At 62.0% G+C, this 24,448-nt stretch carries 24 protein-coding genes; 13 read left to right on the top strand and 11 right to left on the bottom strand.

What is annotated here, in order from left to right:
• Window positions 1–92 precede the first annotated feature (92 nt).
• Complete coding sequence (locus OOJ09_RS16260) at window positions 93–914, top strand: tetratricopeptide repeat protein (RefSeq protein WP_269906274.1); 822 nt, start codon at window positions 93–95, stop codon at window positions 912–914.
• A gap of 93 nt (window positions 915–1,007) precedes the next feature.
• On the opposite strand, the gene OOJ09_RS16255 is transcribed toward OOJ09_RS16260, so the two are convergent.
• The 9 genes from OOJ09_RS16255 to OOJ09_RS16215 all read right to left on the bottom strand — a co-directional run bounded on the left by OOJ09_RS16255 (window position 1,008) and on the right by OOJ09_RS16215 (window position 10,116).
• Window positions 1,008–2,030, bottom strand: coding sequence for a type II secretion system F family protein (locus tag OOJ09_RS16255; RefSeq protein WP_091579676.1), 1,023 nt, complete (start codon window positions 2,028–2,030; stop codon window positions 1,008–1,010).
• Between the two features lie 9 nt (window positions 2,031–2,039).
• Window positions 2,040–3,053, bottom strand: a complete 1,014-nt coding sequence (locus OOJ09_RS16250) for a type II secretion system F family protein (RefSeq protein WP_269906147.1) — start codon at window positions 3,051–3,053, stop codon at window positions 2,040–2,042.
• Between the two features lie 29 nt (window positions 3,054–3,082).
• Window positions 3,083–4,588, bottom strand: coding sequence for a CpaF family protein (locus OOJ09_RS16245; RefSeq protein WP_269906146.1), 1,506 nt, complete (start codon window positions 4,586–4,588; stop codon window positions 3,083–3,085).
• Between the two features lie 29 nt (window positions 4,589–4,617).
• Window positions 4,618–5,907 (bottom strand): AAA family ATPase, encoded by a 1,290-nt coding sequence (locus tag OOJ09_RS16240; RefSeq protein ID WP_269906145.1) that lies wholly within the window; start codon window positions 5,905–5,907, stop codon window positions 4,618–4,620.
• Between the two features lie 40 nt (window positions 5,908–5,947).
• Window positions 5,948–6,679: a CpaD family pilus assembly protein gene (locus tag OOJ09_RS16235; protein WP_269906144.1), complete on the bottom strand. Its 732-nt coding sequence runs from the start codon at window positions 6,677–6,679 to the stop codon at window positions 5,948–5,950.
• A gap of 14 nt (window positions 6,680–6,693) precedes the next feature.
• Window positions 6,694–8,211 (bottom strand): type II and III secretion system protein family protein, encoded by a 1,518-nt coding sequence (locus OOJ09_RS16230; RefSeq protein WP_269906143.1) that lies wholly within the window; start codon window positions 8,209–8,211, stop codon window positions 6,694–6,696.
• Window positions 8,208–9,023: a Flp pilus assembly protein CpaB gene (gene cpaB / locus OOJ09_RS16225; protein WP_269906142.1), complete on the bottom strand. Its 816-nt coding sequence runs from the start codon at window positions 9,021–9,023 to the stop codon at window positions 8,208–8,210. The genes OOJ09_RS16230 and cpaB overlap by 4 nt, the downstream gene beginning before the upstream one ends.
• Before the next feature lie 211 nt (window positions 9,024–9,234).
• A complete protein-coding gene (locus tag OOJ09_RS16220; RefSeq protein WP_269906141.1) occupies window positions 9,235–9,753 on the bottom strand; it encodes an A24 family peptidase in 519 nt (172 codons plus the stop codon).
• Window positions 9,754–9,939: 186 nt separating this feature from the next.
• Window positions 9,940–10,116: a Flp family type IVb pilin gene (locus tag OOJ09_RS16215; RefSeq protein ID WP_256748915.1), complete on the bottom strand. Its 177-nt coding sequence runs from the start codon at window positions 10,114–10,116 to the stop codon at window positions 9,940–9,942.
• Between the two features lie 336 nt (window positions 10,117–10,452).
• Between OOJ09_RS16215 and OOJ09_RS16210 the strand changes: the two genes are divergently transcribed.
• The 3 genes from OOJ09_RS16210 (at window position 10,453) to OOJ09_RS16200 (ending at window position 12,263) form a co-directional block, all read left to right on the top strand.
• Window positions 10,453–10,875: a pilus assembly protein N-terminal domain-containing protein gene (locus tag OOJ09_RS16210; RefSeq protein ID WP_269906140.1), complete on the top strand. Its 423-nt coding sequence runs from the start codon at window positions 10,453–10,455 to the stop codon at window positions 10,873–10,875.
• 139 nt (window positions 10,876–11,014) lie between these two features.
• Window positions 11,015–11,596: a TadE/TadG family type IV pilus assembly protein gene (locus OOJ09_RS16205; RefSeq protein WP_269906139.1), complete on the top strand. Its 582-nt coding sequence runs from the start codon at window positions 11,015–11,017 to the stop codon at window positions 11,594–11,596.
• A gap of 46 nt (window positions 11,597–11,642) precedes the next feature.
• On the top strand, window positions 11,643–12,263 hold the full coding sequence (locus OOJ09_RS16200) for a TadE/TadG family type IV pilus assembly protein (RefSeq protein WP_269906273.1): 621 nt from the start codon (window positions 11,643–11,645) through the stop codon (window positions 12,261–12,263).
• A 6-nt stretch (window positions 12,264–12,269) separates the two neighbouring features.
• On the opposite strand, the gene OOJ09_RS16195 is transcribed toward OOJ09_RS16200, so the two are convergent.
• Window positions 12,270–13,190 (bottom strand): phosphate/phosphite/phosphonate ABC transporter substrate-binding protein, encoded by a 921-nt coding sequence (locus OOJ09_RS16195; RefSeq protein WP_269906138.1) that lies wholly within the window; start codon window positions 13,188–13,190, stop codon window positions 12,270–12,272.
• A gap of 256 nt (window positions 13,191–13,446) precedes the next feature.
• On the opposite strand from OOJ09_RS16195, the gene OOJ09_RS16190 reads away from it, so the two are divergent.
• The 9 genes from OOJ09_RS16190 to OOJ09_RS16150 all read left to right on the top strand — a co-directional run bounded on the left by OOJ09_RS16190 (window position 13,447) and on the right by OOJ09_RS16150 (window position 23,308).
• Window positions 13,447–14,688, top strand: coding sequence for a phosphopentomutase (locus OOJ09_RS16190; protein ID WP_269906137.1), 1,242 nt, complete (start codon window positions 13,447–13,449; stop codon window positions 14,686–14,688).
• Window positions 14,681–15,571 (top strand): bifunctional DNA-formamidopyrimidine glycosylase/DNA-(apurinic or apyrimidinic site) lyase, encoded by an 891-nt coding sequence (mutM, locus tag OOJ09_RS16185; protein ID WP_269906136.1) that lies wholly within the window; start codon window positions 14,681–14,683, stop codon window positions 15,569–15,571. Before OOJ09_RS16190 ends, mutM begins: the two co-directional genes overlap by 8 nt.
• Window positions 15,572–15,604: 33 nt before the next feature.
• On the top strand, window positions 15,605–16,378 hold the full coding sequence (locus tag OOJ09_RS16180; RefSeq protein WP_269906135.1) for an enoyl-CoA hydratase: 774 nt from the start codon (window positions 15,605–15,607) through the stop codon (window positions 16,376–16,378).
• Window positions 16,379–16,538: 160 nt separating this feature from the next.
• Window positions 16,539–16,805: a 30S ribosomal protein S20 gene (gene rpsT, locus OOJ09_RS16175; protein ID WP_091579634.1), complete on the top strand. Its 267-nt coding sequence runs from the start codon at window positions 16,539–16,541 to the stop codon at window positions 16,803–16,805.
• Window positions 16,806–17,644: 839 nt separating this feature from the next.
• A complete protein-coding gene (gene dnaA / locus OOJ09_RS16170) occupies window positions 17,645–19,189 on the top strand; it encodes a chromosomal replication initiator protein DnaA (RefSeq protein WP_269906134.1) in 1,545 nt (514 codons plus the stop codon).
• Window positions 19,190–19,492: 303 nt separating this feature from the next.
• Complete coding sequence (gene dnaN / locus OOJ09_RS16165) at window positions 19,493–20,611, top strand: DNA polymerase III subunit beta (protein ID WP_269906133.1); 1,119 nt, start codon at window positions 19,493–19,495, stop codon at window positions 20,609–20,611.
• A 208-nt stretch (window positions 20,612–20,819) separates the two neighbouring features.
• Complete coding sequence (gene recF, locus OOJ09_RS16160) at window positions 20,820–21,959, top strand: DNA replication/repair protein RecF (protein ID WP_269906132.1); 1,140 nt, start codon at window positions 20,820–20,822, stop codon at window positions 21,957–21,959.
• 101 nt (window positions 21,960–22,060) lie between these two features.
• Complete coding sequence (locus OOJ09_RS16155) at window positions 22,061–22,816, top strand: molybdopterin-synthase adenylyltransferase MoeB (RefSeq protein WP_269906131.1); 756 nt, start codon at window positions 22,061–22,063, stop codon at window positions 22,814–22,816.
• Window positions 22,817–22,819: 3 nt separating this feature from the next.
• Window positions 22,820–23,308 (top strand): GNAT family N-acetyltransferase, encoded by a 489-nt coding sequence (locus OOJ09_RS16150; protein ID WP_269906130.1) that lies wholly within the window; start codon window positions 22,820–22,822, stop codon window positions 23,306–23,308.
• A 46-nt stretch (window positions 23,309–23,354) separates the two neighbouring features.
• Here the strand turns inward: OOJ09_RS16150 and OOJ09_RS16145 are convergent, their stop codons facing one another.
• Complete coding sequence (locus OOJ09_RS16145; RefSeq protein ID WP_269906129.1) at window positions 23,355–24,356, bottom strand: 2-hydroxyacid dehydrogenase; 1,002 nt, start codon at window positions 24,354–24,356, stop codon at window positions 23,355–23,357.
• Between the last annotated feature and the right edge of the window lie 92 nt (window positions 24,357–24,448).

Below are 24,448 nucleotides of genomic sequence, written 5' to 3'. Positions count from 1 at the left end.
GCGTTCTTAACCATCCGTTAGGGTTAACAGAATATTTCTGCGGGAGGAAAGACGGCCACGCAATGGCCGCGCATAATGGAGGCCCGGTGCCGATGCCGACCAACCGCACGATCAACGCCACGGGAAAGCGGCTCATCACCACGGCCCTCATGCTGGCGCTCGCGGCTGGCGTTGCCGGCTGTGGAACCAGCAAGCTCACCACCGGCTCGATCGGGCGCACCAGCGGCAAGCCGCTGGAAACCATGTCGGCCGGAGAACTGCACAACGCCACCGCGTCGCTTGGCCAGTCCTACGCCAGGAACCCCAACGACAAGCGAATCGCGACAAACTTCGCCGCCGCGCTGCAAATGGATGGCGACGCCGACCAGTCGCTCGCCGTCATGCGCAAGCTGGCGATCACCTTGCCGAAGGATCGCGACGTGCTCGCCGCCTATGGCAAGGCGCTGGCCGCCAATGGCCAGTTCGAAGCCGCGCTGGACGCCGTACGCCGCGCCCAGACGCCGGAATATCCCGACTGGAGGCTGGTGTCGGCCGAGGCGGCCATTCTCGACCAGATCGGCCAGAAAGCTGACGCCCGCCAGCTTTACCGCAAGGCGCTCGAACTCAAGCCGAACGAGCCTTCCGTGCTCTCCAATCTCGGCATGTCCTATGTGCTGGAAGGCGACCTGCGCACGGCTGAAACCTATATGCGCTCCGCCGCGCAGCAGCCGAACGCCGACAGCCGGGTCCGTCAGAACCTGGCGCTCGTCGTTGGCCTGCAAGGCCGTTTCGACGAAGCCGAGAAGATCGCCTCGCAGGAACTGTCGCCCGAACAGGCGCAGGCAAACGTCGCCTATCTGCGCCAGATGCTGGCTCAGCAAAATGCCTGGACCCAACTCAAGGATCAGGACAAGCCCAAGTCGGCGACCAACTGAGGCGACGATCTGCAACGACCCTGAATGAACGAAGAAGCCGCGCTGCGTTCAGCGCGGCTTCTTCGTCTTTTCGTGGAGGGACGTGCCTCGCCGCTACTTGGCGGATGACGCCGATCCCGAATGATCGCCGAAGATGCCGCGCTGGCTGACCTGGATACCGGCAGGGCCCAGGATGATGGCGAAAAGCACCGGCAGGAAGAACAGGATCATCGGCACGGTGAGCTTTGGCGGCAAGGCAGCGGCCTTCTTCTCGGCCGCGTTCATACGCATGTCGCGGCTTTCGGCGGCAAGCACGCGCAATGCAAGCGCCACCGGCGTGCCGTAACGCTCTGCCTGAACGAGCGCCTGCGAGACCGACTTGACCGATTCCAGGCCGGTGCGGCTTGCCAGGTTCTCGTAAGCCTGCTTGCGCTCCTGCAAATAGGAAAGCTCGGCGTTGGTGAGGATGAATTCTTCCGCCAGCGGCACCGATTGCGCGCCGATCTCGTCGGCGACCTTGCGCAGGGCCGCTTCCACCGACATGCCCGATTCGACGCAGATCAGCATCAGGTCGAGCGCGTCCGGCCATGCCATCTGGATCGACTGCTTGCGCTTGGTGGCACGGTTGTTGACATAGACGACCGGTGCGTAGAAGCCGCCATAGGCAACCAGGATACAAACGAAAAGCTTGATGACGAGCGGCTTGTCGGGCAAGCCGCCGAGCACGAACAGGTAGACAAGCGCCAACCCGAAGCCAACAAAAGGAAGCACGAGGCGGAAGAAAAGAAACCGCGTCAGCGGATTCTGCCCGCGAAACCCCGCCACCTTGAGCTTCTGCAAGGTGCCCTCGTCGGCCAGTGCGCGCCGCAGGTCCAGCCGGTCGACAATGTTGCGCATGCCAACCGACTGTTCCTCGCGCAGGCCCTTGCGGCGGCGATCCGCCTCGACGGCAAGCCGGGCGCGCTGCTTGGCACGCAGTTCGTCACGTTCCAGCGCAACCGATTTCATGCGTGACTTGAGCTGGTTTCCGCCAAACGCCGGCAGCAAGGTGAAGACGGTCGCAAACACCGCTATACCGACCAGCAACGCTATCAGGAAGCTCGGATCCGTCAGGGATTTGACGACTTGGTCGGTCATGCTGACATCCTAGACATCGAAGTTCATCATCTTGCGCATCACGAGGATGCCGATCGACATCCAGACCGCCGCGCACCCAAGGATCAGGTTTCCAACGCTGGTGTTGAACAGCGGCATCAGGTAGGTCGGGCTCGACAGGTAGACGAGGAATGCGACGATGAAAGGCAGCGCGCCAATAATGGCGGCGGACGCCTTCGCCTCCATCGACAGTGCCTGGACCTTGGCTTTCATCTTCTTGCGATCGCGCAGCACGCGCGAAAGATTGCCCAGCGCCTCGGAGAGATTGCCGCCGGCCTGAGACTGAATCTGGATGACGATGCCGAAGAAGCTTGCCTCCGTGCAGGGCATGGTCTCGGGCATGCGCAATGTCGCTTCGGGGATCGACAGGCCCATCTGTTGCGAATCGACGACGCGGCGAAACTCGGTCTTCACGGGCTCTGGAGATTCGTTGGCGATCAGGCGCACGGCATCGTTCAGCGGCAGGCCGGATTTGACCGCGCGCACGATGATATCGAGCGCGTTTGGAAATTCGTTGAGGAACGCCTTGACCCGTCGGGCGCGACGAAACGAGACGAACCAGCGCGGCAGGCCGAGGGCGCCGGCCAGCAAAACACCTGGCAAGAGGAACAACGGTGCTCCGGCCACAAAGGCGACAATCGTCAAGGCGAGGCCGCATATGGCGGAGTAGATATAGAAGCGCTCGACGGTGGTTTTCAGGCCGGCCTGACGAAGCAGGGCTTTCAGCGGCGGTTTCCTGACGGCGCTGTCCTTGGACTTCTGCTTCGCATCGAGCTCGTTCAGCGAATCCTGAACCGATTTGCGCCGCTTGGCGGCTTCCGCAACGCGGTCACGTGAGGCCTTGACGACGGAACGGTCCGTCTCGGCGCTCTTGATCGTTTCAAGCCGCTTGCCGACCTGTTTCTCGTTGCTGATCCGGGTGAACAGGAATGCATAGGCGACCGCGCCGGCGCTGAGGCCGGCGAGCACGACAAACGCCAGTACGGTGCCGTCAATTCCGAACATTGGCCAGAACCTTCACGCCTCCAGATGCGTCAGTCAGCGCGTTTCTCCATCGCCTCGAGCGCGATGGCGAGGCGCTGCTCCTCGCCATAGTAGCGAGCCCGCTCCCAGAAATGCGGGCGGCCGATGCCGGTCGATACATGTTCTCCCAGCAGCCTGCCATTGGCGTCCTCGCCCTTGATGTTGTAGAGGATGATGTCCTGCGTGATGATGACGTCGCCCTCCATCCCGATCACCTCGGTGATGTGGGTGATGCGACGCGATCCGTCGCGCAGGCGCGCCGCCTGGATGATCACGTCGATGGAGCCGACAACGATTTCGCGCACGGTCTTCTGCGGCAGCGAATAGCCGCCCATTGCGATCATGGATTCCATACGGTTCAGGCATTCGCGCGGACTGTTCGAGTGGATCGTTCCCATCGAGCCGTCATGGCCGGTATTCATCGCCTGCAGAAGGTCGAACACTTCAGGTCCGCGCACTTCGCCGACGATGATGCGCTCGGGCCGCATGCGCAGGCAGTTCTTCACGAGGTCGCGCATCGTCACCTCACCCTCGCCCTCGAGGTTGGGTGGACGGGTTTCAAGGCGCACGACATGCGGCTGTTGCAATTGCAACTCGGCCGAGTCCTCGCAGGTGATGACGCGTTCGTCGCGATCGATATAGTTGGTCAGGCAGTTGAGCAGCGTCGTCTTGCCGGAACCGGTACCGCCCGAGATGACGATGTTGCAGCGAACACGACTGATGATCTTGAGAACCTCGGCTCCCTGCGGTGAAATGGCGCCGAACTTGACCAGTTGATCGAGCGTCAGCTTGTCCTTCTTGAACTTGCGGATGGTGAGCGCGGCGCCGTCGATGGAGAGCGGCGGCGCGATGACGTTGACACGGGAGCCGTCGGGAAGACGCGCGTCGCAGATCGGGCTGGATTCGTCGACACGGCGGCCAACCTGGCTGACGATGCGTTGGCAGATGTTGAGAAGCTGCTGGTTGTCACGGAAGCGGATGCCGGTCTGCTCGACCTTGCCGTTGACTTCGATGTAGACGTTCTTGGATCCGTTGACCATGATGTCGGCGATGTCGTCGCGTGCAAGCAACGGCTCGAGCGGCCCATAGCCAAGCACGTCGTTGCAGATGTCCTCAAGCAGTTCTTCCTGCTCGGCGATGGTCATCGCGAAATTCTTGATCGCGATGATGTCGTTGACGATGTCGCGGATTTCCTCGCGGGCGCTTTCGGGATCAAGCTTGGCAAGCTGCGACAGATCGATCGTATCGATGAGCGCGGAGAAGACCTGGCTCTTGGTGTCGTAGTAGGTTTCGCTCTTTTCGCGCTGTATCCGCTTCGGCTCCGGCGCCAATGGCGGCGCCTCCACGGCGCGGCGGGCCGGCGGCGCGACAAATGCGCTTGGCGCCGGAGCCGTGGGCCGGGCTAGAACAGCCGTGTCCACGGAACTTGCAGCCGCCGGCGCGACAGGCGCCGGTGCTGGCTGGCGAAATTCCGGCTTGAACCGGTTTCCGTCGTCGCTGCCTCTTTTACCAAACATGATCGGCTACCGATTCCACCGCTGAAATGTCACTTCTTGTTGCGCGAGAGTTTGCCGAGCAGAGTGCCAAGCCCGGCTTTCTTCTTCGCCTTGATCTCACTGCGCCCGGTCAGCACATGCGCAATTTCGTTGATCATTGCGACGACCGGGTTCTTGGCATCCATTTCACCGAGCATGCGTCCGTTGTTGGCGGCATTGCCGAACAGCAGCGGATCGAAACCGATCACCGACATCGGCGACAAGCCCAGCGGCTCGGCGAAATCGGATGGCGAAATCTCCGGGCGTTTGGGGACGCCAGCCTGGTTGATGATCAGCTTCGGCGGCGGGTCGTTGGGACGTAGCCGCTTGAGCATGTCGACCAGGTTCTTGGTGTTGCGCAGATTGGCCAGTTCCGGCGTCGCGGTGATGACGATCTCGTCGGCCTTGATCAGGGTGTTCTTGGCCCAGCCCGTCCAGACATGCGGAATATCGAGGACCAGGAGCGGCACGCTGCGCTGTGCGGTGTCGATGAGCTGGGCGAAGGCCTCGGGATCGAAGTCATAGACCCGTTCCAGGGTCGAAGGTGCTGCCAGAAGCGACAGGTGCTCGGCGCACTGGGTCAGCAGCCGGTCGAGATAGACTTCATCGATGCGTTCGGGTGAAAACACCGCCTCGGCGATGCCCTGAGCCGGGTCCTGATCGAAATTGATGTTGGCCGTGCCGAAGGCGAGATCGAGGTCGGCGACGACCACTTCGGATTTGAACAGCGAGGACATCGCCCAGGCCACATTGTGGGCAATCGTCGAGGAGCCAACGCCGCCCTTGGCGCCGACGAAAGCGATCGAGCGGCCGAGCGGCTCGGCTTCCGGATCGACGAAGATCGACGACACCACGCTGACGATGTCGGCCATCGAAACCGGCGCGATCACATATTCGGAAATGCCGTTGCGGATGAGCTCGCGATAGAGACCGACGTCGTTGTAATGACCGATCACCACCACTTTCGAGGTCGGATCGCAATATTCGGAGAGCTGGGCGAGCTGCTCCAGCAGTTGCTTCGGTTCGCTGCGCGATTCCAGCAGGATCAGGTTGGGTGTCGGCGCCGACTGGTAGAATTCGATGGCGGTGGGGACGCCCCCCATATGGACCTTGAGGTGCGCCTTCGCCATGCGGCGATCCTCGCCGGCGCGCTCGACCGGATTGGCAACGCCCTCGGTCTCGCAGAATGCCTGGATCGAGATGCGCGGAATCGGCCGCAATGCCTGCATCGCAGCGATGTCCTGCTGCGAGGTGTCGCCGCCATCCACCGAAGCGTCGTAGGCAAGGTTGCTCATGGTCATGCTCTTTCCCGTGGCCTGTTCTGTCCGAGACTGGCGTGGCTCAATACGTCACTTCCGAATTGCCGAGGAACTCGCCCGAAATGCCTCTCGTACGGTAGATATCGATCACCGCGCCGCGATTTTCGGCATCGATGGTGGAAGGCTTCCGCGGGCCGAGCAGATCGGCCGGGTTGGCCATCTGGGCGGCAAGATTGTTCTGATAGGAGCAGCCGAAGTCGGCGTAGTGCTTGTTTTCCGACGTATCGCCCAGGTCAGCGGGCCAGCGTCCGCATTTGTCGGTCTGGGCTCTCACCGAGACATAGGCGACGCGAACCGGTGCGGATGCCTCGCTCGAGGCGGCCTGGTAGGAGGTGACGACGATCCGGTTCCGCTTGACGCCGCTGGCGACCGCGAGACGGGCAAAGTCGCGGGCGGCGGCCGTCGCGGCAACCTCGTTGGCCGAACCGCTCGGGACCTGGATCGTCAATGCCGGAGCGGCACTCTTGTCGTAGCCTTCTAGGAAACCCAGGAGCGTATCGCGCTGGGAGCCGGTCATGCCGCGGTCGCCGGCGCCGACCGGCAGGTCGATCTTCAGATTCTTCTCCGCGATCACGATTGGATGGTTCGTGCGATAGTCGTCCGGAATGGCGCCGACAGTAATGCTGTCCCTTTGGGCGCAGCCGGCCAGCAGCGCCGCGACCGCCACCGCCAGGACCGGAACGGCTCGCCGGTGCAAACGACCGACGCGCATCGTTGTGGCGATGGCCCCTGCCTTCAATGCTGACTCGAACATGTGCGCTTCCCCGCTCACTTGTAGATGAAGCCGACAACGCCGTGGTAACGGCCGTTGGGCTTGTCGGTTTGCATGGTGCCGTAGACACGATTGACGCGGCCAAGGAACATGCCGGCGCCATCGCTGGCAGCGTTGAAATTGTCGTCCGGTTTGGCAAGGTCGTTGCGCGCCACCGGCTTCACCAGATAAGGCGTGATGATGACGACCAGCTCGGTCTCGTTGCGCACGAAGTCCCGGCTGCGGAAGAGCGCGCCGAGCACGGGAATCTTCGTCAGTCCGGGCAACCCGTTGACGGCTTGCCTGACATCGTCGCGAACCAGGCCGGCGATCATCATGGAGCCGCCCGAGGGCAGTTCGACCGTCGTATCGGCAAGACGCTTGCGCAGCGACAGCGCATTCATGCCGGGGCTCGTCACGCCCTCGGACAACGACACCGACCCTTCGGTCGTCGGCTCGGAAACCGAGGTCCTGACTTTCAGGCTTATGCGGCCGGGGGACAACACCACCGGCTGGAATTCCAGGCCTATGCCGTACTCGATTTTGTCGACGGTATAGGTCTTCAAGCCAGTCTGATTGTCGGTGGATACGTTCTGGGAGACACCGCTCACCATGTTGTATTCGCCGCCGACCTTGAAGGTCGCCTTCTCGCCGGATACGGCGGTCAAGGTCGGCTCGGCCAAGGTCTTCATGACCCCGGACTGCTCCATGGCGTTGATATAGGCCTGCAGACCCGAGGCGCCGATGTTGAAGCCCGAATTCGACAGCTGCTTGCCGAGGCCGGTGAAATTGTCGCTGAGCGCGCCGTAGCTGATGCCGTTGCTGCCGCCGCTGCCGACCATGTTGACGCCGAGCTGCTTCATGACGGAGCGGCTGACTTCGGCGACCGTCACCTTCAGCGTGACCTGATCGTCGCCGATGATCTGCAGCAGGTTGACGATCTTGCTGACGCGGCGCTCCTGGTCGGGATTGTTGATGTCGACACCGCCCTGGGCAGAGCCGCCGGACGCCGTTTGCGAATATTGTCCCGTCGTCGCTTCACCACCCGAGACGAAGATCGTCGCCAGGTCGACCGCCCGTTTCGCGTCCAGAGGCGTGTCGACCGTTCCCGTCAGGACGACGTTGTCGTTCAGCAGTTCCACCTTGATCGTCGACGTCGGAAGGAAGCGCTTGATATAACCCTCAAGGCCGGCGACATCGCGTTCGACGGCCAGATCCAGGCTGACGATCTGTTCGCCATTCGGACCGAAGACGAAGATGTTCGTCTCGCCGACCGCCTTGCCGAACAGATAGATGCGCCTTGCGGTGCGGGTCACCGCATCGGCGACCGCCGGGTTGGCGACAAGAATGTCGTAGGCATCGTTCGGCAGGTCGATGACCACCGATTTGTTGAGGCCGAGCTTGACGCGCTGGGTGGCCGTCGATGCAGTGACCTGCGCGTTCTTTGCCTCGACAACGCCTTGCACATTCGTTCCGACCAGCAGCAGGCCGAATGCCGCGGCTACAATCGCCGGCAGTTTACCATTTAGCCTCATTTCCTTGCCCCTACTTCGGAAACTTCGCCCGACTTGATCAGCCTCACCGTTCCCCTCCGGCCATTACCGGAAACGAGATAGTCGGCCTCGTCGACATTCTTTTCCTGGGTGTCCGAGATCGCCCGCAGCGCCAGGGTCAGGCGATCCGCCATCTGCTGGGCAACCGTGATGATCTCCGCCTGCCGCGGTGTCAGCTCCAGCGTAGCGGTCTGACCCACCCTGGTCTTCTTGCCTTCCTCATCTTCCTGGATGGTCTGGTCGATTGCCAGGACGCGGATGTTCTTGAGGATGGTTTCGGTGTTGAAGCCGGTGCCGCCACCGCTGGCATCAGCCTTGCGGGTCATGATGACATCGACGAAATCGTTCGGGAGAATGAAGCCGCCGGCCGACGTGTCGGCCGAGATGGCCGTGGCGACCGCCCGCATGCCGGAAGGAAGGATCGACGACATGAAGCTCTGCCCCTCGCCGATCAGCTTGGAGCGGCGCAGCGGCTCCCCGGTATACATCGTCATACGGGCAACGGAACCCTTCAGCTTCTCCAACGCTTCGGGTTCGGCTGCGCGGGTGATGAAGTTCGCGTTGATGCCGTCGGCCGGCCAGGATTGCCAGGCAATGTTGTTTTCGAGCGGGTTGCCCATCGGAACATCGCCCGAAAGCACGAGCACATCCTGCAGAGCCACCGCCGGGGCCTTTGGGCCGGATTCGACGGTGACCTGCGGGGGCGGTGCCGCCACCATGTTTTTCGCGACATAGCCAGCGCCACCCGCCGCGGCAACCGCCACGCTCAGAATAATCAATCGCGATGCTGGCATCTGTCCGAACCCTCGCCCTGGCAAACCACGTAGCCAAGCCGGACTTTGCAGCGGCAATCGTCAAAACAAGGTTAATGCAATGCTTACGATCGTGATTAATTTAAGGTTTACATAAATTAGCTGAAATGTGTGCGGACCGGACAAGATCGCGGCCCCGACCTTGTTGAAGGCCGGCCGCGACAGCGCAGGTGGTCATGGAAATCAGGCGCGTTCAGGTCGCCAGCTTCGTCAGCGCCCACACCATCAAGGGCGAATCCGGATAGGTCACCAACCCGCCAAGGCCAAGCGCGATGCCATAGGGAACGCCCGTCGTCTCGTCGGCGAAATGGCGCAGAAACGGGTTTCGGCCGGTAACGGTCGAAAGCGGCGATTTCCGGTAAAGGAGGACAGCCAGCGTCAGCAGGCCGCCGATGAGTGTCGAGGCCACGAGATACTCGACGAGATGCACGTTGAGCCCCATCCACACCGCGGTGGCGGCCAGCAGTTTGGCGTCGCCGCCACCCATGCCACCCATCGCGAACAGGCCGAACGTCACGGCCAGGACGAGGGCGCCGGCGGCGAAGTGCCCGCCATAGGCAGCCCAGCCCATATCGGTCAGGGGGGCGACCAAAGCAAAGACAACGACAAGCAGCACCGACACGCGATTGGCGATCGTCATCGACAGCATGTCGGAGATCGCGGCAAACAGCATGCAGAACGGAAAGACGACGAAGATCAGGGCTTCAAGCATCGGCGCTATACCTATTGTCCGATTCCACGGGGTCCAATCTAGGCATCTTCGATTAACGATTGATGAGGCTCGGACCAAAAAGACGACTGGTATTGGCTGCGGCAAAGAACAAGGGCCGCCATGTGGCGGCCCTTGTCCAGAACCCAATCCGAACGCTCAGGCTTGAGCGCTCGGCACTATGACAGATCAGCCGCCGCTGCTGTTCAGGGTGGTTCCGATAGAAGTGAACTTGGCGTTGATTGCATTGCCGAGCGCGCCGGCGCCGACGATGATGGCAAGCGCGATAAGAGCGGCGATCAGACCATATTCGATAGCGGTCGCGCCGGATTCGTCCTTCACAAAACGTGCAACGAGTTTAGACATTCGAGAGCTCCTACTCCACGTGTTACAGCACTTCCGTCAACTTCTGTGATGGTTGATCGGATACTGCCAATCTAGGGAGAAGCTCTTTCGATCGGCTTAATAAACAGCCTTACCGATTCCTTTCCCGGTTCGAACCTATTGCGTGGTTAATCCCGAGCTAAGTGCTGGCCGACCCTTCCGTTTCCCGGGTCGCTGGCGCTTGCGATCCGGACCCGACCTCGTCACGCATGCACTCATGTCGGCCAAGGCAATCATCGGCAAGAGCGCCCGCTTAACCGTTGGTTCACCAATCTCGTTCATGTTCCGTTGAACAGTCTGCATGCGTGGAGCGCCACAATGGCCGAGCCGAGATCATCAATTCTGGTTGCAGTGCTTCTTGCCGCCACGACCTTCGCCATGCCCGCCATGGCCGGCCCCGGCATCGAGGTCACGATGAACCAGGCCAAGATCGTCAAACTGTCGCGTCCCGCCGACACGATCGTGGTCGGCAACCCGGCAATCGCCGACGCTTCCGTACAGGACGCCTCGACGATCGTGCTGACCGGCAAGGGCTTCGGCGTTACCAATCTGGTCGTGCTCGATCCGGACGGCAGCCCGATCGTCGACGAGCAGGTTACCGTCGTGCGGCAGGCCGCCTCGTCCGTCCGTATCTATCGGCGCGCCGAAATCCAGACCATGTCCTGCACGCCCTATTGCGAAAGCTCTTACAAGAGCGACGCGGAGAAATCCTCCGAAGCCGAGATGAGTGTCAGCCGGTAGGATAGCGCGGCTGAGTGCAGTTCCGGTTATCGTCTGGTTAAGACGCCAACGCCGACTTTAACGATCATTCAAACCGGACTTCAATTGGTTTCCGCTAATACTCCTTCCGAGACCCTTTAGAGATCGGCAGGACCGGGACATGAGCAAGGAAATCGAGTCCGCGGGCGAGCGCAAGGCGAAACACCCACGGTTTTTCGCTCGCTTTATCCGCGACCGGCGCGGCAGCACGGCATTGGAATTCGCAATCCTTGCAATCCCATTCGCGCTGCTTGTCTTTGCGATTCTGGAAAGCTGCATTTCATTTGCCGGCCAGGAAGTGATGGCCAACATCACCGACGATATCGCGCGCCAGTTGCGCACCGGCCAGTTAAGGGCGGCCGACGTCGCCGGAAACAATTTGAGGGACAAGATCTGCGTAAAACTGGAGATCATCGTCTCCCAGGATTGTCCCAATCAGCTGCTGGTGGATCTTCGCCAATACGCGACGTTCGCCGACGCGGCGTTGGCCGGCTTCAAGATCCAGAACAACGACGTCGTGCTGACGCAAGGCGCTGCCGCACAGTCCTTTACTGTTGCGCCGGGCCCGGCGGAATCGAGGAACATGCTGCGGGTCTTCTACAAATGGCCGATCATGACCGATCTGTTGGCGCAGTCGATGGGCGGTAACAAGACCCTGCATTTCGCATCGGTGACTTGGCAGAATGAACCGTTCGGCAACTGAGGTCGCGGCGGATGCACGTACGGCAAAAGAAGAAAGGGTGATGGGCATGATGCGTGCGGGGGCACATCCGGGGATTACGGGAACTTGGCGCAAAGCGATCCGGTTCTGTTCCGATCGCCGTGGCATCGCGGCGGTCGAATTCGCCTTGATCATGCCTATCCTGCTGATCATGTATTTCATCACCATGGAGGCGTCACAAGCCATCGAGACCAGCAAGAAGGTCAGCCGTGTCGGCAGCATGGTGGCTGATCTCGTCACGCAGCAGACGACCATCGTCAAGGCGGATCTCGACGCCATCATGAAGATCGGCACCGTCACCCTTCAGCCCTACAACCGCTCGACGCCAAGCATCACGATCACGGCAATACAAGTTACGACCGATGCAACGCCGAAGGTGCTGGTGGTATGGTCACGCAAGCTGGTCAATGGCACCACGAGCGTCGGCGCTGCCGCGAACTCGGCCACGACGGTCCCGGCAACGCTCAAGGTCGCCGGCACCTTCCTCATCCGCGTCGAAAGCAATCTCGACTACAAGCCGGTCATCACCTGGTCGGCGGGCGGTCAACAGCAGCTTGGGTTGACCTCGGCTTTCAATGCCATATCGATGGGCGAGACCTATTATCTGCGTCCCCGCAGAAGCGTGACGATCCCTTGCGGCGACTGCTGACGGCCTTTATCGCCGCGAGCCGCCATTCGAGACCAGACGCACTATGGCTTGCGCCATCTCGTAGTCCTTGGCGGCCGCGACGGTGAAGCCGCCGGAATGCTTCGATTCCAGAAGATCGTAAACGTCCGGCGTCATCGACTTGAGGTTGGTGAGGAACACGGTGAGCCGGCGCTTCGCTTCCGGGTCGAGATCGCTACGGACGGCATGGGGACCGTATCTCAACAGGCCCGACGTCCATAAGACCTGAAGTGCCGTTGCCGAAAGCCCTGCCGTTTCGAGCCTCGCCTGCGTGCCCGATGCTTCCGGCTGGCCGTCGGCAGCGGCCGTCACCCAGCCGAACAAGGCATCGGCCTTGCCGTCGACCAGCATCGTTTCCGCTGCCGCGGCCGAATCGGCATGGACCAGAAATGGTGCATCTTCCGCGACCTTGCGGCCTTCCGCGGCCAACGCCGCCAGCGGCAGGAGAGAACCGCCGACGCTGCTCGAAGGCGCCATGGCGATGCGATGGTTCTCCATTGCCGCCAGGTCAGGCAGCTTGCCGTCCCGCGTCAGCAGAACGGAGCGGATGCCGATCGCGCCGTCGGAATCAACCGGAGCCACAAGTGGCTCGACACATCCACAGCGCTGCGAGGCCGTCGCGTAGGCAGTCGCCGAATAGATCGCATATTCGATGCGGGCATTGGCCTGCGCCTCGATCAGCGCGCCATAGTCGCGGGCGACGACGAACTCGACCTTCATGCCCAAGGCCTTGGTGTAGGCATCGGTCAACAGCGCCAGCCCCGGAACGGTGTTGACGGCGCCGGGTTCGGCGACGATACCTATGCGAAACGTGCCGATATCTTCGCGCCAGTCGGCCCGCGCCGGATCAGACCAGACCACGCCCTGCGCGACCATGAGGGCAGCACACGCCTTCAGGGCAGCTTTCATGACAAGACATCTGTCATGACAAGAGGGTCCTCTGTTTTCTTCGATCCATGTCGTCCCATGCCCGGCGTGTCGCGATACTGTAGTCTTCTGTATTGCGCATGTCTGTATTGTGCATGTCGCTGTCCCAAAACCGCTCGGCGCTTTTGGGTGACATGCACCAGACTGTCGTGCCAAGCCATTGCCGTTTGGTTTCCGAATTGCCAATGCGGCCGGCGAACCCTATGTCTGGGCGTCCAAACTGGCAACAATGGCTCCAATGGCGCGTGCTTTCCTCTTCGTTCTGGACTCCTTTGGTATCGGCGGCGCTGCCGACGCCGAGCGCTACGGTGACGCCGGCGCCAATACATTGGGGCACATCGCGGAAGCCTGCACGGAAGGCCGCGCCGATCGCGAGGGACTCCGCAACGGGCCTCTCTTCGTCCCGCACATGGCCTCGCTCGGGCTTGGCAAGGCTGCCGAAACCGCCACGGGGCTAGGCTTCGACACCGGTAGGACGGATCTGCTCGCGACTGCCTTCCACGGCGCGGCGCAGGAGGTTTCGAGCGGTAAGGATACGCCGTCCGGCCACTGGGAGATCGCCGCCCTGCCGGTGCGCTTCGACTGGGGCTATTTCCCTGATACGGTTCCCGCCTTTCCGGCCGATCTGACCGAGGCCATGATCCGCATCGGCAAGGTGCCGGGCATTCTCGGCAATTGTCACGCGCCGGGCACCGAGATTATCGAGCGGTTCGGCGAGGAGCACATCCGAACCGGCAAGCCGATCTGCTACACATCGGTCGACTCCGTCCTGCAAATCGCGGCGCATGAAGTTCATTTCGGCCTGGAGCGGCTTTATGAATTCTGCAAGGTGGTGCGCAAGCTGGTTGACCCACTGAGGATCGGACGGGTGATCGCGCGGCCGTTCATCGGGGAAACCGCCGCAACTTTCGAGCGAACCTACAACCGCCATGACTACGCCGTGCCACCACCGGAGCCGACCCTGCTCGACCGGCTGACGGCGCGTGGAAGCCGCGTCATCGCGGTCGGCAAGATCGGCGACATATTCGCCCATCGTGGAATCTCGGAAGTGCGCAAGGCGGCGGGCAACATGGCCATGTTCGATGAGGCGCTGGGGGCAATGGACGATGCCGGCGACGGCGACCTGGTCTTCGCCAATTTCGTCGACTTCGACACCGAGTTCGGACATCGCCGCGATGTCGCCGGCTATGCCGCCGCGCTCGAGGCCTTCGACCGGCGGCTGCCGGAGGCGCTGGCAAGATTGAAGCAAGGCGATCTTCTCATCCTGACGGCCGATCACGGCAACGATCCGACCTGGCGCGGCACCGATCATACGCGTGAACGTATCCCGGTGATCGGCACCGGACCAGGTTTCAAAGGCGGCGATATCGGGCTGAGGGCAACATTTGCCGACATCGGTGAAACCGTGGCCGAGCATCTTGGGCTGGCGCGCGGCCGGCACGGCACTTCCTTCTATAGATCGATTGGCGGTCATGCCTGAATTGCCCGAGGTCGAAACGGTCCGCCGAGGGTTGCAGCCGGTCCTGGAAGGCGCCACCATTACCCGTATCGAGGCGCGCCGGCCGGATCTGCGCTTTCCATTTCCTGAGAAATTCTCGCAACGGCTGACCGGCAGGACGATCACCGCGCTCGGCCGCCGGGCCAAGTATCTGACGATGGATATCGAAGGCGGCCCGGCGCTGATCTGCCATCTCGGCATGTCGGGCTCATTCCGTATCGAGACGGCGAATGACAGTGAAATGCCTGGCGTGTTCCATCATGAGCGCTCGAAGAGCACGGCACACGACCATGTTGTGTTCGATGTGGCGTCCCCGGCCGGCGCCAGGTCCCGCGTGATCTTCAATGACCCGCGCCGCTTCGGCTTCATGCTGTTTTCGGAAGGGCCGCCCGACACGCATCCGATGCTGAGCGGGCTGGGTGTAGAGCCTACGGGCAATACACTGGACGGTGCGCTGCTTGCATCGTTGATGAAAGGGCGGCGATCGCCGCTGAAGGCAGCACTTCTCGACCAGAGGTTGATCGCCGGGCTCGGCAATATCTATGTCTCCGAGGCCCTGTGGCGCGCCGGCCTGTCGCCGCTGCGCGAGGCCGGCACGATAGCCAAGCCGGGAAAGAAGGCCCAGGCTCAAAGCGAACGCCTTGCCGAAGCCATCCGCTCGGTCATCGCCGATGCGATCGCGGCCGGCGGATCCTCGCTCAGGGATTACATGCGGACCGACGGATCGCTGGGATACTTCCAGCATTCCTTCGCCGTCTATGACCGCGAAGGCGAACCCTGTTCCAAGCCTGGCTGCGGTGGTCACATCGAGCGCGTCGTGCAGAGCGGCCGCTCGACCTTCTATTGCCGGACGTGTCAGCGGTGAGTTAGACGATGGGTCGAGCGAGGAGACGCAGCCATGACTTATGAGACAATCATCACCGAGACGCGCGGCAAGGTCGGGCTGATCATCTTGAACAGGCCGAAGGCACTCAACGCGCTGAATTCCCAGATCCTCGCCGAACTGGTGGCGGCCGTGAACGGTTTCAGCGCCGATGCCGGTATCGGCGCCATGGTCATCACCGGTTCCGAAAAGGCCTTCGCCGCCGGCGCCGACATCAAGGAGATGCAGTCGATCTCCTATGTGGACGCCTACAGCCAGGACTTCTTCGTCGGCTGGGAAGAATTCACGCGGGTGCGAAAGCCGATCATCGCGGCGGTGGCCGGCTATGCGCTCGGCGGAGGCTGCGAGCTGGCGATGATGTGCGATTTCATCATCGCCGCCGACAACGCCAAGTTCGGCCAGCCGGAGATCACGCTCGGCGTTATTCCAGGCATGGGCGGATCGCAGCGGCTGACCCGCTTCGTCGGCAAGTCGAAGGCAATGGACATGTGCCTGACCGGGCGGATGATGGACGCGGCCGAGGCCGAACGCTCGGGCCTGGTGTCGCGGGTCGTGCCCGCGGGCGAACTCGTCGAGGAGGCACTCAAGGCGGCAGCCAAGATCGCCGATTTCTCGCTGCCATCGGTGATGATGGCAAAGGAGGCCGTCAACCGCGCCTTCGAGACGACGCTTGCCGAGGGATTGCGGTTCGAACGACGGCTGTTTCACTCGCTGTTCGCGCTCGAAGACCAGAAGGAAGGCATGGCGGCTTTTGCGGAGAAGCGGAAGCCGAATTTCACCAACCGTTGACGCCCGCCCGATGGCCGCCAAAAAGAAGGCCAGGCAGCGTTGACGCGCCGGAAAAGCTGAACTATAAGCCGCACCAACCGAGGCGGCCCCGTGGCTGCCCGTTTGTTTTTTGCGCCCTGCGGCATGCCGCATGCGCCGACCAGATCAGAAGAGAGGCATCATGGCCAACACATCCTCGGCCAAAAAGGCAACGCGCAAGATCGTACGCCGCGCAGCGATCAACAAGAACCGCCGTTCGCGCGTCCGCACCTATGTGCGCCAGGTCGAGGAGGCACTTGCCTCCGGCGACAAGGCCGCCGCACAGGCTGCCTTCAAGATCGCGGAGCCCGAATTGATGCGCGCCGCAACCAAGGGCGTGATCCACAAGAACACGGCATCCCGCAAGGTCTCGCGGCTGGCCCAGCGGGTCAAGGTATTGTCGGCCTGACATTACTTTCCTAGACTGACGTTCTTCGAACCCGGCCAATTGCGCCGGGTTTTTTCGTTTGCCGGCAAGTACTTAAAAAGAATAATCGGAAATGGTGTCCGGTACGGATTCCGCCGTTCGAAATACTTTGCCGGCACAGCCTTGCTGGCAGATAGTCGATATCCCCGAAAAGCGACTGCTGAAATAAAGTCGGCACTCAGAAATAATCTTTATTATTCAGATAGTTACAGACAGTCATCCACAGCTTGTTCACATCGAGCCGGGGCGATGGGGGACAAGTGGCTGTCAAGCGAATTATTTCAGAAAATTTCGTGCCGCGCCGGCTTTTTCATATTCGCCGGAAAAGGGTTTGAATCACAATGGCTTTGTCAAAATATACCGTTGCGGCACCTCTCTGCGGTAAGCAGATTCATTAAAAATCGGTTAGTCGTGGCCTTGCCCTATCCACAGCGATTTCGGTAATGTCGACGTATTGAAAGGGACGGGCCCGTAGCCCCCACCCCAGCCTGAATCGGCCAGCTTAAATTGGCGGGATTTGCAACGCGGATCAAGTCTGCGGATGGGTTGGTTTGTCCTTTTCGATGTGGGTAAGGGGACTGGCGTAACGAGACATGGCAGGTAGACAGCGCGCCGGCGCCTTTACGCCGGACGATGTTGTATTGCCTTGACATACCCAAAACGCGGACTGGCTTCCATGGGCCGGCTCCGGTTTCCCCTGGATAGTGGGCGACGTTCATTGCCGGCGGCGGCAAAGGGCATCGTAGCGAAGACGCAGTCGCTGGAACAAGGATGCAGGAGGCGCATCCCCAGCGGAAAACAGGTACAGAAAGGCAAGGATCATGCAGAGCGGCATCGAAAGGGAGCTTACGAGCGACCTCCCATTCCCAGGAACTTTGATCGGAGCAAGCGACATGGCTGTTTCCAGCGACGCGGAGCAGAAGTTCGACCGGGTCAAGGCCCAGTTGAAGGCGCGCCTGGGAACCGAAGTCTATTCGAGCTGGTTCGGACGCATGAAGGTCGCGGAGGCTTCCAAGGGCATCGTCCGCATCTCGGTGCCAACCGCCTTCCTGCGCTCATGGATCAACGGGCACTATCTCGACCTCATTTCCGAACTGTGGAAGCAGGAGGATCCCGATATCCTCAAGATCGAAATCGTCGTGCGCACGGCCACTCGCCAGGGGCGCAGCCAGGCCGAGCCTGAGGTAACCCCGGCACGCAAGATGACGCGGCAGACGCAGACGGCGCTCGCCGCCGGCACTGTCAGCCCCGGCAGGGCGGATCGTGCACCGGCTCCGCGTCCGGGCACACCGGTCGAGAGCGAGTTCAGGCACAACGTGCTCGGCTCGCCGCTTGATCCGCGCTACACATTCGGCTCCTTCATCGAGGGGCCGTCGAACCGGGTGGCATTCGCCGCTGCCAAGGCGGTAGCGGAATCGCAGTCAAGCGCGGTGCGCTTCAATCCGCTTTTCCTTCACGCAACCGTCGGGCTCGGCAAGACCCACCTTTTGCAGGCCATCGCCGCGGAATCGCTGAAGCAGAACCCAAAATCGCGCGTCGTCTATCTGACGGCCGAGTATTTCATGTGGCGCTTTGCCACCGCGATCCGCGACAACAATGCGCTGACGCTCAAGGAGCAGCTGCGCGACATCGACCTGCTCATCATCGACGACATGCAGTTCTTGCAGGGCAAGTCGATCCAGCATGAATTCTGCCACCTGATCAACATGTTGCTGGACAGCGCCAAGCAAGTCGTTGTTGCCGCCGACCGGCCGCCATCGGAACTGGAATCGCTCGAACCGCGGGTCCGGTCGCGTCTCAATGGCGGCGTCGCGCTCGAAATGTCGGCGCCCGATTTCGCCATGCGCATTGGCATGCTCAAATTGCGCCTTGCGACCGCCAGGGTCGATGACGCGTCGCTCGACATCTCGGAGGAAATCCTCAACCACGTCGCCCGCACCGTGACCGGCAGCGGACGCGAGCTGGAAGGCGCATTCAATCAGCTGCTGTTCCGCCAGTCCTTCGAACCGCAGATCACCATCGACCGTATCGACGAGATACTCGGCCACATCTATCGCACGGGCGAGCCGAAGCGGGTCCGTATCGAGGATATCCAGCGTATCGTCGCGCGCCACTACAACGTGTCGAAAACCGAATTGCTGTCCAACCGGCGCACGCGCACCATCGTCAAGCCGCGGCAGGTCGCCATGTACCTGTCGAAGGTGATGACGCCGCGCTCGCTGCCCGAGATCGGACGGCGCTTCGGCGGTCGCGATCACACCACCGTGCTGCACGCCGTGCGCAAGATCGAGGACCTTTCCGGCAACGACAACACGCTGGCGCAGGAACTCGAGCTGTTAAGAAGGCTGATCAACGACCAGGCCTGACCGGCCCGGGAAGTGCGAAGCGGAACAACACCGGAATTCAAGGGCTTACCTGCGCAGCCTTGAACCCGAAATGGGTTCGTTGGGCGGGCCGGAAGCGGTCCGGATTTCGGATTTCCCACACCGGCTCACGGAGTTCTTGCCGTTTATCCCCAGAAAGCCCGCGCAGCCGGCCCGAACCGGTGGCGCGGGCTTGCCTTTGCTGGTTTTTTCCTGTCAGTTTACGCAGATTCTGAGCCTGTTCAGACCTTTCGCGGGACGCCGCTTGCCGGAGCCCGTCATTCATTCAAGCGAGCCTGTTTCGTCATGCGTGTTATCCTGGAACGGTCAAATCTCCTGAAGTCGCTCAACCACGTCCACCGCGTGGTCGAACGGCGCAACACCATTCCGATCCTGTCCAACGTGCTGCTCAGCGCCGAGGGCGCCAGCCTGGAGATGAAGGCGACCGATCTCGACCTGGAGGTGACGGAGGCGACGCCCGCCAAGGTTGAGCGCGGCGGGGCGACGACGGTTCCGGCGCATCTTTTGTACGACATCGTGCGCAAGCTCTCCGACGGCGCCGAAGTGATGCTCAAGACAGACGAGGACGGCAATGCCATGACGGTGACGTCCGGCCGCTCGAGCTTCCGTCTCCAGTGCTTGCCGCAATCCGACTTCCCCGAACTTTCGGCCGGATCCTTCTCGCATATCTTCCGTCTCGACTCGGTTGCCCTGAAGGGCTTGATCGAGAAGACCCAGTTCGCCATCTCCACCGAAGAGACGCGCTACTATCTCAACGGCATCTACCTGCACACGCATGAGGTCGGCGGCAAGCTGAAGCTGCGTTCGGTGGCGACCGACGGCCACCGTCTGGCACGCGCCGAGATCGACGCGCCGGCGGGCTCGGAGGGCATGCCGGGCATCATCATTCCGCGCAAGACGGTGAGCGAGCTGCAGAAGCTTGTCGATGACCCGGACGTTGCCGTGACCACCGAACTGTCCGACACCAAGATCCGCTTCACCATCGGCAGCGTCGTTTTGACCTCGAAGCTGATCGACGGCACCTTCCCGGACTATCAGCGGGTCATTCCGACCGGCAACGACAAGAAACTGATCATCGACCGCCAGAGTTTCGCTGCCGCGGTCGATCGCGTCTCGACCATTTCCTCCGAACGCGGCCGCGCGGTGAAGCTTTCGATCAGCGAGGGGCAAGTGACGCTGGCGGTCAACAATCCGGATTCCGGCAGCGCCACCGAGGAACTGGCCGCCGATTACTCATCCGATCCGATCGAAATCGGCTTCAACGCCAAGTACCTGCTTGACGTTGCCGCGCAGTTGACCGGCACGGAGGCCAAGTTCATGCTGGCCGACGCCGGTTCGCCGACATTGATCCACGACATGGCCGACGAAACCGCGCTTTATGTGCTGATGCCGATGCGGGTGTAGCTGGCGCTGCGTCATCAACCCGGGCCTGCCAAGAAACCGGCAACGAGAACGATGGTTGCGGCGACTTCTGGAGCAATTCCAGGAAACGTGTGAAACGATTTTCCCGGGAAAAGCGCGTAGCGCTTTCCCTTGGGAATTGCGTGAAAAAAGAGATAGGGCTGTTCCGCGTTTCCGTGAAACGACGAGCCGCTCTATAGGCGGATAGCGGTTGCCGGTACAAACTCATATAAGTAAGCTTACACTTACTAATTTTCGCAACTACGCTGCGCTGGCGATCGATCTCGCTCCAGGCGCCGTGGTTTTTTCCGGCGACAACGGCGCCGGCAAGACCAATCTTCTCGAAGCGATTTCCTTTCTGACGCCGGGACGCGGCTTGCGCCGCGCGCCTTACGCGGATGTCGCGCGCGAGGGCGGCGACGGCGGCTTTGCCCTGCATGCCCGGCTCGATGGACCCGACGGCCCGGTCGAGATCGGTACCGGCATTTCAGGCGGCGACAGTGCCGGCGAGGGTGGCAGACGGGTGCGTATCAACGGGGCTGCGGCGCGTTCGACCGAGGACATGCTGGAATGGCTGCGCGTGGTGTGGCTGACGCCGGCCATGGATGCGTTGTTTACCGGACCGGCTGCGGATCGCCGGCGCTTTCTCGACCGGCTGGTGCTGGCGATCGATCCCGGCCACGGGCAGCGGGCGCTCGACTACGAGAAGGCGATGCGTGGCCGTAATCGGCTGCTTACTGAAGGCTCCCGGAACGACCGCTGGTTCGACGCGATCGAGACACAGATGGCCGAAACCGGTGTGGCGATCGCCGCCGCACGTGCCGAGATGGTGCGCCTGCTGGCCGCGATGATCGACAAGCTGCCCGACACAGGGCCGTTTCCGCAGGCCGACATCGGCCTTTCGGGCGAACTGGAAGCCGCGGTTGCCGCCGCGCCGGCGGTCGATGTCGAGGAGCGATTCCGCCGGACGCTCGTCGAGGGTCGCGACCGCGACCGCGCCGCCGGGCGCACGCTCGAAGGCCCGCACCGTTCGGATCTCGTGGTTCGACACCGTCCCAAGGCGATGCCGGCCGAGCTCTGTTCGACGGGTGAACAGAAAGCGCTGCTGGTCGGCATTGTCCTGTCGCACGCGCGGCTGACTGGCGAGATGTCGGGCATGACGCCGATCCTGCTGCTCGACGAAATCGCCGCGCATCTCGATGGCGGCAGGCGCGCGGCGCTGTTTTCCATTCTGGAAGAGGTGAACTGCCAGGTGTTCATGACCGGCACCGACGCGGCGCTGTTTTCCAGCCTCAAGGGGCGCGCGCAGTTCCTTACCGTCGACCACGGTACGGTTGGGCCAACCGTCTAGATTTTTGTTGCATGCATGTCGTTATCCCAGAACCGCTCCACACTTTTGCGCGACATGCATGAAGGCCTGACAAGATTTTCCAGCCACTATATGGTCCGGTGATGACCAGTTCCGCCCTGACCGCCGACGAGATCGAACGCTATGCCCGCCACATCGTGCTGCCCGAAATCGGTGGCGCCGGCCAGCAGAGATTGAAGCGGGCGCGGGTTCTGGTGATCGGCGCGGGCGGGCTGGGCGCACCGGTACTCGAGTACCTTGCCGCCGCCGGCGTCGGCACGCTCGGCGTGGTCGACGACGATACCGTGTCGCTCTCCAACCTGCAGCGCCAGGTGATTCACGGCACGGATACTGTCGGCATGCTGAAAACCCACAGTGCGCAGGCGGCAATCGCCCGCATCAATCCCAACACCATTGTCGAAACCCACACATTCAGGCTGACCCCGGACAACACCGCCGCCCTCGTCGCCCGCTATGACATCGTCGTTGACGGTTCCGACAATTTCGAAACCCGCTATGCGGTGGCCGATGCCTGTGCGAGCGAAAGGAAACCGCTGGTGCACGCCGCCGTCGGGCGCTTCGACGGCTCCGTGACCGTGCTGAAGCCATTCGAGGACGGCAAGGACGGCAAGCCCAACCCGGGCTACCGCGACCTGTTTCCGGAACCGCCGCCTCCCGGCGTGGTGCCGTCCTGTGCCGAGGCCGGGGTGCTTGGTGCGCTGACTGGTGTCGTCGGCACGCTGCAGGCGATGGAGGCGATCAAGTTGATCACCGGCATCGGCGAGCCGCTGGTTGGCCGGCTGCTGCTCTACGATGCGCTGGCCGCGCGCTTTGAAACGATCCGCTACAAGAGAAACTGACCCGTGGACCGGACAGAAGCCGTTTCCGTTGCCCGGATCCCGGCCGATTTCGATCGTTGGAACGATGTGCTCGCACTGATCATGCGTGCCTTCGCTTCGATGGACGGTGTCATCGACCCGCCCTCCTCGGCGCACCTGCTGACCGCCGACAATCTGCGCGACAAGGCGCGGCGGGAAGCCGGTTTCGTGGCGTTCAAGGGCGACAGGATCGTCGGCTGCGTCTTTGCTCTTGATCGGGTGGCGGAGGTCTATGTCGGCAAGCTCGCCGTCGCGCCGGACTGTCAGGGGCAAGGCATCGGCCGCCGGCTGATGCAGGCGGTCGAAGATCTTGCCCGCAGGCGCGGCAAGGCCGCCCTCGAGCTTCAGACCCGGATCGAGTTGACCGGAAACCATGCGGCCTTTGCACGCTTCGGTTTTCACGAGACAGAACGGACGGCACATGAGGGCTATCTCAGGCCGACCTCTATCACCATGCGCAAGGTTCTTGCGTAAGCCCGGGCTTTCATTTGAAAGGCCGCGAAATGTCGCTTCGACAGGATCAGGTTCTGAGCGGCAGCACGCGGTCCGGCGGGCGGTGGCCGTCGACGAACGCCTTTATGTTGATGATGACCTTTTCGCCCATGTCGATGCGGCCCTCGAGCGTCGCCGAGCCCATATGCGGCAACAGCACGACCTTGCCCTTGGCGGCGAGCCTGAGCAGCTTGCTGTTCAACGCCGGCTCGTGCTCGTAGACGTCGAGGCCGGCGCCGGCGATCTTGCCGTCCTGGATCAGCTTGACCAGCGCTTCCTCGTCGATGATATCGCCGCGGGCGGTGTTGACGATATAGGCCGAGGGCTGCAGCAGCGCCAGCCGCCGCGCCGAAAGCAGGTGAAAGGTCGCCGGCGTCGACGGACAATTGACAGAGATGATGTCCATGCGGGCCAGCATCTGGTCGAGGCTTTCCCAATAGGTCGCCTCCAGCCCGTCCTCGACCGCCGGCAGCACGCGATGGCGGTTGTGGTAGTGGATGGAAAGGCCAAACGCCTTGGCCCGCCTGGCGACCGCGGTTCCAATGCGCCCCATGCCGACAATGCCGAGCCGCTTGCCCCAGATGCGCCGTCCAAGCATCCAGGTCGGCGACCAACCGGCCCATTTCTTGTCTCCGGTGAGCACATTGGCGCCTTCCACCAGCCGCCGCGGCACCGCCAGCATCAGCGCCATGGTCATGTCGGCGGTATCTTCGGTCAGCACATTCGGCGTGTTGGTGACGGTGATGCCCCGCTTCGCAGCAGCAGCCACGTCGATCTTGTCGACGCCGTTGCCAAAGTTGGCGATCAGCTTGAGATTGTCGCCGGCCTGGGCGATCAGCGCCGCGTCGATCTGGTCGGTCACGGTCGGGACGAGGACATCGGCTTCCTTGACCGCCGCAACCAGTTCCGGCTGCGTCATCGGCCTGTCCTCAACATTCAGCCGGGCATCGAACAGCTCGCGCATGCGGGTCTCGACCGGGTCGGGCAACTTTCGCGTGATGACCACGAGAGGCTTCTTTTTGCCTACCATTGTTTCCCTCGTTGAGACCTCTTTAACCAAGACCGGCGAAACTGGGAGCCGGTCGCGGTGCCGATTACCCATGTAACAAGCGGTGCCGCCGA

It is taken from the genome of Mesorhizobium qingshengii, assembly GCF_027563465.1.
GTDB lineage: Bacteria > Pseudomonadota > Alphaproteobacteria > Rhizobiales > Rhizobiaceae > Mesorhizobium > Mesorhizobium qingshengii_A.
The sequence above is the reverse complement of the archived record's forward strand: the minus strand, read 5'-3'. Positions and strand labels throughout refer to the sequence as shown.